The sequence below is a fragment of the Arthrobacter tecti genome, assembly GCF_054511355.1.
Genome location: NZ_JBTNCT010000010.1, coordinates 98937 through 111626, shown reverse-complemented (window position 1 = coordinate 111626; position 12690 = coordinate 98937). Strand labels below are relative to the sequence as shown.

Below are 12690 nucleotides of genomic sequence, written 5' to 3'. Positions count from 1 at the left end.
TGACCGGATGAAGAAGCCTTCACCGAACCAAAGAACCTGAAGTAGTTAACGTGTTGCTGTAGTTGACACCTTGGAGGGGCCTTCGGCCCCCAAAAGCTTTCTACCCGTAAACGCGTCAACTAGTTGAAGTAGTTACTGCGTCAACACAGTAGAAGCTCGCTAACGCTCGCTTTGAGTCAACAGGTTGCCGGCGTCAACGCGTTAACTGTTCTCACAAGAACTAAGGATGTGAGTTTCACGGGTCTGCTCACATCAGGGCTGAGTGGCCTTCGTCACTTCTACCAATAGGGTCGAGTAGTTACTGCGTCAACACAGTAGAAGCTCGCTGACGCTCGCTTTAGTGTTAACACGTTGCTGCGTCAACACTCTTGCTCCCCCTCCTTAAGGTTCCCCCTCAACTTGCTCTCATAAGAACTGAGGGTGCAAGAACTGGCACTTCCTTGCTCGTCCCAAATGTGGCCTTCGTTACTGCGCTGAAAGTGTCAACTCGTTAACTAGTTCTATACGAACTAAGGGTGTCCATTTTCTGGAAGTCGGACATGGCCCGGAAGTGGTCTTCCTCACGCGCAGTAGTAGCGGTCGATAGGGTGATGAGATGAATGAGTTGCTGCCTGCGCTGGTTGGGCTCGCTGGCGTTGTGGTAGGTGGCACCATCCAGGTCATATTCGCTGGCCGCCAAGCGCGCGATCAACATGCGCGCGAAATCCGCCGTGAGGTTGCTGAGTTTTCGGCAGCGGTCAGCAACTACCTGAATGCACTCGATAGTGCGACCGAGTATCAATCCCGTGAGCACTCAGATGGCCCATCAAAGGAGCGAGTCAAGGAAGCCCAGGCCGAGATTGCGGAGATGCGCAAAGAAGCCCTGATTCGGGGGAACGAAGCTCGCAACTGTTGGGGATTGGCGTGTCGCGGATCAAACTTCGAATGTGGTGCACGAGTTGCATGAGCTTGCTGCCAGCCTGCAGTTCATGTTCATCCGGCCTGAACCCGCCCTCGATCGGCGCGAAGTGTCTCGCTGGGAAGAAGGAAATCATCTACGCCTTTAACATCTTACTGGCGATGGTGGCTCCCAGACGACTAGACAGGTTCGTGCGTTTCCGCTCGGCAGCATCTGCTGACAGGCACCTCGATAACGCGGCAAAACGAAGGCGATGATGCCCAGTCGTACATCTCCTCGAAGGTCATCTCCTCCTGCCACCTTGATGGTCGCCGACCAACCTTACTCAGGTGACGAAAAAGTGACGAAGAGGTGTAGAAATATGGGTATATCGTGGTGATACATAGAGAATAGTGTTTGTCAATCACTGCCCGCTATTCATCCAAAGAAGGCCGCTACTCCCTTGCAAATACAGGGAAGTAGCGGCCATTAGTCGAGTGGAGCTTAGGGGAATCGAACCCCTGACCTTTTCATTGCGAACGAAACGCTCTACCAACTGAGCTAAAGCCCCGCAGAGTCAAAGATACCTCAGCCCCACCTCCGGGAACCAAATGTCGGAGCCCGGTTGTACGCTCGAACCATGCAATCCGCCGCCCCAGAAATCCGCGCGTGGCCGGCACTCTGGTCCCTCGTCATCGGGTTCTTCATGATCCTGGTTGACTCCACCATAGTGTCCGTCGCTACCCCGGCCATCATGGAGGGACTCAACGCGGATATCGACAACGCGATCTGGGTCACCAGCGCCTACCTGCTGGCCTACGCGGTACCACTACTCATCACAGGACGCCTCGGGGACCGCTTCGGCCCGCGACGCATCTACCTCGCCGGCCTGACCGTCTTCACCCTCTCAAGTGCGCTCTGCGGGTTCGCCGGAACCATCGAACTGCTGATCCTCGCCCGCGTCCTCCAGGGCCTTGGCGCCGCCCTGATGACACCGCAGACCATGTCCGTCATTACCCGCATCTTCCCGCCGGATCGCCGCGGTTCGGCCATGGGGCTTTGGGGCTCCGTGGCGGGCATCGCCACCCTCGTCGGACCGGTCCTCGGCGGCCTGCTCGTGGACTCCCTCGGCTGGGAGTGGATCTTCTTCGTGAACGTGCCTGTCGGCGTCGTCGGCTTCTTCCTTGCCTACCGCCTGGTGCCGAAGCTGAGCACCACCAGCCACAGCTTCGATCTCCTCGGCGTGGTTCTCAGCGCAGCCGGCATGTTCTGCCTGGTCTTCGGTCTCCAGGAGGCCGAGAGTTACAACTGGGGCACCATCGCCGGACCCATCTCCGTATGGTCGCTGATCATCACCGGGGCGGTGCTGTTCACCGCATTCATCGTGTGGCAGCGCTACAACCGCAAGGAACCACTGGTTCCGCTCAGGCTGTTCAGGGACCGGAACTTCTCGCTCGCCAATACCGCGATCTCCGCCATGGGGTTCACGATCACCACCATCAGCCTGCCGCTCATGCTGTACGCGCAGAACGTCCGCGGCCTCTCCCCCACGGAAGCGGCGCTCCTGCTGACGCCGATGGCCGTGATTTCGGGCGCACTGGCACCGTTCGTAGGCAAGCTCGTACAGCGGGGAAACCCGAAGTACATGGCCATCTTCGGGTTCGCCGGCATGGCAACAGCACTCTTCTGGCTGGGGCTCATTCTCGCCCCGGACACTCCTATCTGGCTCCTCCTCCTGCCGATCGCGCTCGTCGGCCTGTCCAGCGCCGGCATCTGGGCGCCCGTCTCGCTCACCGCCACACGCAACCTCGCGCCGTCGCTCGCCGGCGCCGGATCCGGGGTGTACAACACCACCCGCCAGGTCGGCGCCGTCATCGGCAGCGCCGGTATTGCCGCCATGATGCAGGCACGGCTGGCCGCCAACGCCGCCACTGAGAACGCCGACAATGCCGCAGGCTACTCCGCGGCAATGGGGCAGGCACTTCTGTTGCCCGCCGCCATAGTGCTAATCGGCCTCCTCGCCGCACTGTTCTTCGCCCGCCCCGAACAACACCAGGAATGGGCTGCGGACAGGGAACCCGCCGGCTCAGTATCCGGACAAGGGTAGTTGCCTGCTACAACCACCGGTACGCTCAAACCATGGCTGACAAATTCGCAACCGAAGACACCACCACCGAGAAGACAGAGCCCGACGCCGTCAAGGAAGTCAGCGACGACTTCGTCGCCCGGCAGCACACGGCACCATCCGGCCTCGCCTACACCACCACCACGGGGCGGCTGGTGCTGCGTCGCGAGGAGATCAAGGACGGCAAGTCCGAAGGATTCAAGCCCAAGGCGGAGATCTTCGTAGTCGCCTATACCAAGGACGACGCCGAACAGAACCGCCCGGTAACGTTCGCCTTCAACGGCGGGCCGGGCTCATCCTCGGTATGGCTGCACCTCGGCCTCCTCGGTCCGCGCCTGGTCAACTCCGGCGACGTCGGCTCCATGACGCCCCCGCCCTTCGGTCTGGTCGACAACCCCGAATCCCTCCTCGAACACAGCGACCTCGTGCTGATCGACCCGGTCAGCACCGGCTTCTCCCGCGTCATCGAAGGCGAAAAACCCGACGAATTCCACGCCTTCATCGAGGACCGCGACCTCGTGGCCGAAGTGATCCGCCTCTGGACCACACGCAACAACCGCTGGCTCTCCCCTAAGTACCTGGTCGGCGAATCCTACGGAACCCTTCGTGCCGTGGCGGTTGCCGGCCGACTCTTCGACGCCTACGGCATGGCCGTCAACGGGCTGGGCCTCATCTCCACGGTCCTCAACATGTCCACGCTCCGTTTCTTCCCCGGCAGCGACACACCCTACGCACTCCATGTACCCACCTACGCAGCCATCGCCCACTACCACGGGCGCCACCCGGGGAGGGAACTGACCGACGTCGTACGCGAAGCCGAGGAGTTCGCGGCCCGGGACTTCGGGTATGCGCTCAGCCAGGGAGCGCGACTCACCGAAACAGAGTACGACGACGTCGTCGCACGCCTGAGCGCCCTCACCACCCTCGATGAGGCATTCATCCGGCGTACCAACCTGCGCTGGGCCTACCACGAATTCGCGGCGGAACTACTTCGCGCGGACGGCCTGGTGGTCGGCCGGATCGACGGCCGGTTCACGGCACCGCCAGCGAACCTGCAGTCGTCGTCGTCAAATGATGACCCGAGTATGCGCGCCATCACCGGCCCCTTCGCCGCAGCGATCAACCACTACCTTCGGGCGGAGCTCGGTTACGAGAATGATCTCCCCTACGAGATCCTGACCGCCCGGGTTCACCCATGGAGCTACCGCACGTTCGAGGGAGCACCGGTTGACGTAAGCGAGGTGCTGGAGCGGCTCATGGTCCACAACCCGGCCCTCCGCGTCCACGTTGACTACGGTTACCAGGACGGAGCCACCCCTCACTTCGCCGCAGAGTACGTCTTCGCGCACATGAAACTCGACGAGCAAGCGCGTGCACGGATCTCGCACCACTACCACGAAGCCGGTCACATGATGTACCTGAAACCCGAGTGCCGGCTCGCCCAACTCGAGGCCCTGAAGGAATTCGTCACCGCCTGAGTCGCCAGGATGATAATCAGCGTGCTTACTATAGAGGTGGAATACCTCAATGAAAGGCGGACATCATGCTGAAGAAAATCCTTTGGGCACTGGCATCGGTAATCGCGTCGAAGGTTCTCGGCAAGCGTCGGAACGGCCAGACCAACACCAAGTACTCACGCGGCAAGTCGTACGGCAAGAAGCGGCGTTAGCGGCTTCCCTGTAGCGGGTCAGCGCGTGGCGAAATGCGTCCACACCGCAAGAATCCACGCGCTGCCCGCTATGCACGCGAGCACCAGTTCCACCAGGATGCCCACACCCATGGCCTTCAGGGCCTCGCCACTTGATGTGACCGCCGCGCGAAAGTCCCGCAGCCGCGCCGACTCACTCAGGACCAGGCCGACCACGAAGCCCACTACCAGCCCCACCACGGGAATGACGAACATCCCAATCACGCCAAGAATCAGACCCACAGTGATGGACCGTCCCGGAATCCTGCGCTGACGCAACTTCCTCCCGGTCAGGATGGTCCCGGCGAGCAACCCCACCAGTGCGCTTACTCCCCCGACGCCGAGCGCCACCCATCCGGCAGCGCTTTGCACCGTCAACGCCCAACCCAACAGCGCCGCGATTATCAGGATGCTCCCGGGCAGGATCGGAATCACCACTCCCGCAACTCCAACACCGATCGCAAGCCCACTCAGCACGGTGACGACAATCTCCCAATCCATGCTCCCAGTCTGCCACCGCGAGTTGAACGCCCTTGTGACCTGCACAGGTGAATACTAAGGTTACTTATGAATTCGCCTTCGGGCCTGACATCAGGGAGGCATCAATGAGCACGCCAGCAACAGGGAACAACGATCGGGATAATCACCCGAAACACGTCGATGAATCGGCCGCGCCGGACGCCGGGACCCCGCGTGACGCGAACCGGCCGGACGCCGGAACCCCGCGTGACGCGAACCGGCCGGACGCCGGAACCCCGCGTGACGCGAACCGGCCGGACGCCGGAACCCCGCGTGACGCGAACCGGCCGGACGCCGGAAGCCCGCGTGACGCGAACCGGCCGGACGCCCGCGACTCGAACGATCGCGACCACAATCCGGACCGTACGGAAACCCGCGCGATGAATGTCAACAGGAACGACGACGACGCCACCCGCCAGCACACCGCAGCGGTACCGGTTTCACACTCCAAGGATGCCGATGGCCACCACGCGAGGGACCGGCGCCTGGATCCTGACCGGGACGACCGGGACCGCGACCGCGACATCACGCCAGTACCTGCGGGCGCGCAACGGGACGCACTCCACCAGCGTGAGAAGGAAACGTTCGGCGGCATGAAGTTCGGCGCTGCGTTCTTCGGGTGGCTGACTGCGACAGGCATGGCTGTCATCCTCACGGCGCTGGTCGCTGCAGCGGGTGCGGCGTTCGGCCTTTCGACTAACACCAATATCAACGAAGCAACCGACCAGGCAGCACAGGACCCACAAACCGTGGGAATCACCAGCGCAATCATCCTGCTCGTGATCCTGCTGCTCGCCTATTACGCGGGCGGTTATGTGGCCGGGCGGATGGCCCGCTTCAACGGCGCGAAGCAGGGCATCGCCGTCTGGCTGTGGGCAATCATCATGGCAATCGTCGTGGCGGTCCTTGGCATCATCTTCGGCGCGCAGTTCGACGTCCTTGCCAACCTGAACAGCTTCCCCCGGCTGCCCGTCAACGAAGGCACGCTGACCACGGCAGGGGTCATCGCCGTCGTCGTCGCTTTGCTTGCGGCGCTGGCAGGCGCTGTCCTCGGCGGCCTGGCCGGTATGCGGTACCACCGCAAGATCGACCGCGCCGATTACGAGGCAGTCGACAACACCCGCTAGCCAAAACGGGAAGTTTCGTGCGGGTCTGGTGGGCTTCAACGGCGGGAAGTCGCCAGATCTGCACGAAAAATCCTAAGTGACCAGGGCCTGGGTTGAGTTGACCTTCAGCATCGCGTTAGCCCACCGCATCTGTCGCAGCGTCTGCGGGTGACACTGCTTGGTCACCTCGAGCAGGTCGGTGTGCTTGATCCCCTGCGCCGCCTGCGCCAGCATCTCCCAGTCCGCCGAAACCCCTGAAGCTTTCATATAAATCTCGCGTAGATCCCGGAGCATCAGCAGAGCCGGAGTGCCGCGCCGCCCAATGAGGTCACTGCCCTTCTCGCGGAGCTTCTCGGCAAGATTCAGCTCGTGTTTGGGTTCAGGATCGAGGTCCTGTCCGTACTGCTTCCCGATCTCAGCGATCTCCCGGACATGATCCTGCGACCACTTCGCGAGGTCCCGTCCCAGGTGGTAGATCTCGTGATCCACCTTGTTCCGTTCGGAGACCTGGAGCAGCTCGATCCCGAGGTCATTCTCCGATCGGTGCAGTTCGTGAAGTACCAGGCCCAGCTTCATCGTTTTCCTCCTGCTTCCCCGCCGTTCAGGCTTTCCTGTACCTCGGCATTGCGCGAGCCCTTGGTTTCCCTGCCGATCGGGCGAATAGGGGCGGACGCCGTCGTCGTTGGTGCCGCTGATGGCCCCTTGCCGGACTTGAGCCGCTTGATGCTGGCCGCGGCCGTCTTGAAGATGGGCTGTTTCGACGCCGGGTCCCAGTCCGTGATGGTCAGCTCGTTTGCTGCCCTCCCGGCCTTTCCCGGTTTGTGCCCTCCCTTGGTGTCCCAGTACCCGTAGTGGAACGGCATGAAAAGTACACCGTTTCGGATGCCACTGATACGCACGTGTGCCTCGACGGCGCCGCGGGGCGTGGCCACCCTTGCGAGGTCGCCCTCCTTGATGCCGTACGCCTCCGCGTCCGCCTCGGACATCTCCACCCAGACTTCCGGTGCGGCGTCCTGGAGCTGCGGCGCCCTGCCGGTCTTGGTACGGGTATGGAAGTGGTACAGCGTGCGGCCGGTGATGAGCTGCAGCGGGAAGTCCTGGCTCGGGATCTCGTGCGGCGGCAGGTAACCGGCTGCCTTGATCACCGCCTTGCCGGATGGGTTCATGGCCTTGTACTCGTCCGGTTCCAGCGGAGCGCCCGTCACCAGGTCCCGCCCGTAGCTTTCGCAGTACTCCGGTGAGCTCCAGAACCGGCCATCGACGTAGATGCGCTCGGTTCCCTCGGGGTTCTCCTCGTTGCAGGGCCACTGGATTCCGGAGCCGCCGCGGAGCATTTCGTAAGTCATGCCTGAGTAATCGCACGGGCGGCCCTTCGAGCATTCCTTCCACGCCTCGAACGCCGATTCGGGGTCATTCCACTTGATCAGCGGCTGGCCGTCCTTGTCCCGAAGGTCCAGGCGGCGGGCGTAGTCCAGGAAGATATCGAGGTCCGGCTTCGCGTCGCCGGGCGGATCCACCGCCTTCTCCGACAGGTGGACGGTGCGGTCCACGTTGGTGAACGTGCCGGTCTTTTCGCCCCAGGTTGCGGCGGGAAGTACGACGTCGGCCAGTTGCGCGGTCTCGGACAGGAAGATGTCCTGGACCACCAGGAACAACCGGTCCTGCTCGAGGATTGACCGGACGCGCTGCAACTCCGGTAATGATACGGCCGGGTTGGTACCGCTGACCCACAACATTCGGATGGAGCCGTCCTCCACATATCGCATCATCTGCATCAGGTGGGTGGGCGGCGAATAGTGCGGGATCTCCATCGGATCCACGTTCCACACCCGCGCGAGGTCCTCGACATGGGCGTCATTGGACCAGTTCCGGAAGCCCGGGAAGTCGCCGTCGCCGCCGCATTCGCGCGTGTTCTGCGCGGTCGGTTGGCCGTTCATCTGCAGGATCCCGCAGCCGGGTTTGCCCAGCATGCCGCGGATGATGTTGACGTTGTTCACCTGAACGGCAGCTGCTGTTGCCTGGTTCGACTGGTAGAAGCCCTGCAGCACGGTAGAGAGCAGCCGCTCCGCGTTGCCGATAATCCGGGCCGCCTCCCGGAGCTGTTCAGCCGGCACGTCGCAGATAGTCTCGACCACCTCCGGCGGATACTCCTTGACCCGCTTCTGAAGTTCGCTGTAGCCGACAGTGTGCGCTTCGATGTACTCCGGATCAACCCAGCCGTTCTCGATGATCTCGTGCAGCAGCCCGTTCATCAGCGCAACGTTGGTTCCCGGCCGCGGCGCCAGGTGAACCGTCGCCGCCTTCGCCACCGGGGTCAGCCGGGGGTCAACGCAGATGATCTGCGGAGGATTGGGGCCGGCGAGGCGGTCCAGGACGCGTGTCCAGAGCACAGTCTGCGTTTCTGCCATGTTGTGCCCATAGAGGGCGATGACGTCTGCGTGGTCGATATCCGTGTAGGAACCGGGCTGCCCGTCACTGGCGAAGGACTCCTTGAGGGCTGCCGCGGCGGTCGCCGTGCACAGCCGGGTGTTGCCATCCACGTGGTTGGTGCCGAGGCCGCCGTGCGCCAAGACGCCGAGGGTGTAGTACTCCTCCGCGAACAGCTGCCCGGTCGTGTAGAACCCGATGGCGCTCGAACCCTGCTCATCGAGGAGGTCCTTCGTGCGTCCGACGATGCGCTCCATCGCGGTATCCCAGTCCGTTTCCACGAGCTTCCCGCGTTTACGGATGAGCGGTTTCGTCAGCCGATCAGGGGACGAGTTCGCCTGCCAGCCATAGAGGTCCTTCGGCCCCAACCGGCCATGGTTCACGCGGTCTTCGGCCCTTCCGCGCACGCCCGCGATGCGGTCGCCCTTCACCGCGATGTCCAGCGCGTCACCGTTCGAATGCAAAATGGATGCGGTCTGCACCCACCGGTCCACGTCCGCCGGTTTGAGGCCCTCCTCCAGGTGCATATCCACCCGTACGGGCCAGCTTTCCCCTGACCCGTACGGGGTGCGTGTCCCCCACGGCTCGGCTATCCGGTCCTTGCTGCTCATGCAATCGCCTCCAGTTCGTCAGTAACTCAGTGACTCAGTGGTGTTCGCTGGCTGGAACCAGCGCCGTCGGTTGGTGGATCCTTTTCGACCGTATCGGAGCGCTCTGGGCGGAACAAGGGACCTCCGTGCCGCCAGAGAGCCGGGATCCCGCATGTTTCCGCCTGAGCACCCGCAGCGAATGCCCCGCCGTCGCGAGCTTCGATCCGGCGTACGGAACCCCGCCGGTCAATCGCAGTCCCAGCGCCAGCCACACAGTGACCGCACGCTCGAGCACCCACCCCGGTGCCCACAGCGCGGAGGTCGCCGGATAGACTGCCCGGCCGCCCCGTCGTCGTCGTCCGTGTTCCGCCAGCGCCACTGCAGCGAGCGCCGCATACGCAAGCAGGGCACGACGACGGCGGGCAGCCAGCGCGAGCAGCGGAAGGAAGCTCAGCTCGAGCAGGAGTCGGGGCGGTTGCGCGAGATCGTCGTAGGCGTGGCGGACGCGTTGGCGCAGGAAGTGGCGCGGGGAACAGGGGAGCCGGCCGACGAATACGTCGTCCGCCCGAACCTCGACCCCGCCCACCGCGCGCACGGTTCGCAGCAGCTCAAGGTTCTCGAAGAGAACGTCGCCGTCATAACCGCCGGTGGCCATCAGTGTGGACCGCCGCACGGCCAGTGTGCCGGGATAGTCGGAGCCGAGCGCCCGGTTCAGCAGCGAGCGCGCCGTGTCCCAGCGGGCATGCCACGGCAAGGCGAGGAAGTAGTTCTGCGGGCGTACGACGTCGGCGCTGTCCAGGAGGGCGACCACCTTGCGGAGGGTGGCGGCGTCGTAGCGGACGTCGTCGTCGGCTATCACCACGCGCTCGCGCGAAGTGTGCTCGAGTCCCGTCAGCACGCCGGCAACCTTCCCGTTGCGGCAGGAGAACACGGGCCGCAGATGATGCACCCCCGGCGGGAAGGCGGCCGCGTGACGGGTAAAGAGTTCCCCGAGCGACCCGTCCACCACCACGACCTCCGCCTCGAGAACCATCACCCCCAGGTAGGCGGCGAGGTTGTCCAGACCCGAGTCCTCCGTCCAGCGGAGGGGGAGGAGGTAGGCCGCCGGTTCGGTCATGCCGCGGCGGTTTGCCGTGTCCGCAAGGAAGACCCGCCCTTTTCCCAGGCGTCCAGGAGCTGCGTTCCCAGCATGCCGTCCACCGCGAGGGCGGCAGCGGCTCCGAAGTAGACGTCCTCGAGCAGTTCCGGTTCGGCCTCCACGAGTCCGCCGGCGAGGTCACGTCCGGCGATCTGCTCGTGCACTGCGTCAGCCTCGACGTGCTCGTCGAAGTACCAGGTGACGTCCTCATCGAAGCCCAGGCGACGGAAGCCGTTGCCATAGAGGCGGTTGGGTTGCGAGGACGTCATTTCGTACGCGGCGAGGTGGCCCACGATCGCACCGCGGAGCCGCCGGTTCAGGCCGAACAGCGACATCATGTTGTTGTTCGCGAGGGTGAGGGCGGGGACGGCGTCCAGGTAGTAGCCGTAGCGGTCCTCAAGCCCGACGCCGCGCATGGTCTGCGCGAACAGGGCGGAGTGCATGCGGTCCGGGCGGCCGCCGCCGTACTCGTCCGCCTGGATCTCGACCATCGCGGCTTTGGCGCGCCCGCGCAGGCGCGGGATGGCCCAGGTATGCGGGTCGCCTTCCTTGAGCTGGTAGATGGACTTGTGGATGAGCCACTCGTGAGCCTGCTCAAGCGTGGCCTTCTTGGCAAGGAATCGCGAGACACTCGGCCCGTTATCCGCCGCGGTGAGTTCGAAGAGGACCGAGGCAACGCCGTCGCTGTCCCGCGGCTCCAACGGTGGCAGTTCGACGGCGGCGCGGAGGGCGGCCTCGAAGTCGCGTTCAATGTCACGCCTAACGCCAATGAGCGCCGGCTCCCACTCCCATTCGGGATCAGCGCCGTCGATGCCGCTGTAGTGCAGTTCATACAGGCAGAAGAGGGTCAGCTGCAGATCCTCATCGGACAGGATGTTGGGTGTGGATTCGAGGGCCTGATGGACTGCGGCACGCAACGTGGCGACGTCGTCGTCGTTCGGCGCTTTCGGCAGGATACTAAGGAGCGCCTCGCTGGCAGCGCCTCGCGCTTGGGGACTCTTCATGGCTGTACCTTCCTACCCGGGACAACGTCGTCGTCCTCGTTCTGCTTCGATACTAAGCCTACTGTGTATCGGGTCGCCTGTGGTCGGAACGTTCTCCGGACGATTCGATGCAGGTTTGGGTTGAGAATCGGCCGGAACATCGGCGTGGCGCATCCGACACGCTGCGCAAAGGCCCCAATCCTGCACAGAATCGCCGGGACCACTGACTTCGACCGCACAAACCCGTCGGCGCCACCCCTACGGCAGCAATCAGCCCGCCGCACCTGGGGCACGGCGGGCTGTCTGTGACGAAGCGCTTACTCCTTCTTCAGTTTGTCCTGCACACTCCCTGCCATCTTCTCCATCTTGTTTGGAAGCTCCGTTGTTCCGTAGAACCGGGAGTCCGGGTGCGTAGGCGGCGGCATCGGGGCGCTCGTGGTGGGGCCCTCATGGTAGCTGAACTCGCCGAGCCCATCCGGGGTTGGCCCGGAGGCCCAGGAACCTTCGGATGCAGCCTTGCCGTCGGAGAAGTTCTGGTACTGGTAGGCCACGCTCCGTTCCTCCTTCTTGAGCGGGAAGTTACTCGGCACCGGCAGGTTCTCCGAGCCTTCCTCCTGCAGCTCGCGCGCCGCGGCCAGCCACTGGTTCTGGTGCATGGTGTCCCGTGCGAGCAGGAAGGAGAGCATGTCCCGAATCCCGTGGTCGTCGGTCATGTGGTAGAGCCGTGCCACCTGGAGGCGGCCCTGCATTTCCGCATTTGCGTTGGCTGTGAAGTCGGCCAGCAGGTTGCCGCTCGCGGTGATGTAGCTGCCGGACCACGGGTTGCCCATGCTGTCCACCGGCCGCGCCCCGGCGCCGGCCACGATGGCCTGCTGCATGTCGGTACCACCGACGACGGCGGCAATCGCCGGGTCGGACTGGACGGCGTCGTCGGTAATCCCGACAGGGGCCTTCTCAAGCAGCTGCGCGATCATGGTCGCGAGCATCTCGACGTGGCCGAACTCTTCGGAACCGATTCCGAAGAGGAGGTCCCGGTACTTGCCGGGAATGTGGGTGTTCCATGCCTGGAAGCTGTACTGCATGGCAACAGTGATTTCACCGTACTGGCCGCCGAGGACTTCCTGTAGCTTCCTGGCGTAGACGGCATCCGGCTTATCCGGAGTGGACTTGAACTGCAATTCCTGTTTGTGAAAGAACACGGATAAACCTCCGCAATCATGGTTCCAGCCCTGGATAAG

General features: G+C 63.5%; 11 protein-coding genes and 1 tRNA gene. 5 read left to right on the top strand and 7 right to left on the bottom strand.

Annotated elements, in window-relative coordinates:
- Positions 1-595: 595 nt before the first annotated feature.
- Positions 596-946: a hypothetical protein gene (locus ACX80C_RS12425; protein ID WP_459326789.1), complete on the top strand. Its 351-nt coding sequence runs from the start codon at positions 596-598 to the stop codon at positions 944-946.
- Between the two features lie 429 nt (positions 947-1375).
- On the opposite strand, the gene ACX80C_RS12420 is transcribed toward ACX80C_RS12425, so the two are convergent.
- Positions 1376-1448: transfer RNA gene (locus tag ACX80C_RS12420), tRNA-Ala, on the bottom strand.
- A gap of 69 nt (positions 1449-1517) precedes the next feature.
- On the opposite strand from ACX80C_RS12420, the gene ACX80C_RS12415 reads away from it, so the two are divergent.
- From ACX80C_RS12415 to ACX80C_RS12405, 3 genes are all read left to right on the top strand, one after another.
- Positions 1518-2984, top strand: coding sequence for a DHA2 family efflux MFS transporter permease subunit (locus ACX80C_RS12415; RefSeq protein ID WP_459326788.1), 1467 nt, complete (start codon positions 1518-1520; stop codon positions 2982-2984).
- A gap of 32 nt (positions 2985-3016) precedes the next feature.
- Positions 3017-4480 carry a S10 family peptidase gene (locus ACX80C_RS12410; protein WP_459326787.1) on the top strand — a complete coding sequence of 488 codons (1464 nt, stop codon included), beginning with the start codon at positions 3017-3019 and terminating at the stop codon, positions 4478-4480.
- 65 nt (positions 4481-4545) lie between these two features.
- Positions 4546-4671, top strand: coding sequence for a hypothetical protein (locus ACX80C_RS12405; RefSeq protein WP_459326786.1), 126 nt, complete (start codon positions 4546-4548; stop codon positions 4669-4671).
- A gap of 18 nt (positions 4672-4689) precedes the next feature.
- On the opposite strand, the gene ACX80C_RS12400 is transcribed toward ACX80C_RS12405, so the two are convergent.
- Positions 4690-5190, bottom strand: coding sequence for a DUF456 domain-containing protein (locus tag ACX80C_RS12400; protein WP_459326785.1), 501 nt, complete (start codon positions 5188-5190; stop codon positions 4690-4692).
- A 104-nt stretch (positions 5191-5294) separates the two neighbouring features.
- Here ACX80C_RS12400 and ACX80C_RS12395 point away from each other — a divergent pair, with 104 nt between their 5' ends.
- The gene (locus ACX80C_RS12395) at positions 5295-6335 is read left to right on the top strand and encodes a hypothetical protein (RefSeq protein WP_459326784.1); all 1041 of its coding nucleotides are present in this window, start codon (positions 5295-5297) and stop codon (positions 6333-6335) included.
- Positions 6336-6407: 72 nt separating this feature from the next.
- Here ACX80C_RS12395 and ACX80C_RS12390 read toward each other — a convergent pair whose 3' ends face one another.
- From ACX80C_RS12390 to ACX80C_RS12370, 5 genes are all read right to left on the bottom strand, one after another.
- Positions 6408-6890 (bottom strand): hypothetical protein, encoded by a 483-nt coding sequence (locus tag ACX80C_RS12390; RefSeq protein ID WP_459326783.1) that lies wholly within the window; start codon positions 6888-6890, stop codon positions 6408-6410.
- Entirely contained in the window at positions 6887-9352 is a 2466-nt protein-coding gene (locus ACX80C_RS12385; protein WP_459326782.1) for a molybdopterin oxidoreductase family protein, read from the bottom strand. Before ACX80C_RS12385 ends, ACX80C_RS12390 begins: the two co-directional genes overlap by 4 nt.
- A 34-nt stretch (positions 9353-9386) precedes the next feature.
- Positions 9387-10448, bottom strand: a complete 1062-nt coding sequence (locus ACX80C_RS12380) for a glycosyltransferase family 2 protein (protein WP_459326781.1) — start codon at positions 10446-10448, stop codon at positions 9387-9389.
- Positions 10445-11473 (bottom strand): iron-containing redox enzyme family protein, encoded by a 1029-nt coding sequence (locus ACX80C_RS12375; RefSeq protein WP_459326780.1) that lies wholly within the window; start codon positions 11471-11473, stop codon positions 10445-10447. The genes ACX80C_RS12380 and ACX80C_RS12375 overlap by 4 nt, the downstream gene beginning before the upstream one ends.
- Positions 11474-11769: 296 nt before the next feature.
- On the bottom strand, positions 11770-12651 hold the full coding sequence (locus ACX80C_RS12370) for a manganese catalase (RefSeq protein ID WP_459326779.1): 882 nt from the start codon (positions 12649-12651) through the stop codon (positions 11770-11772).
- Positions 12652-12690 lie beyond the last annotated feature (39 nt).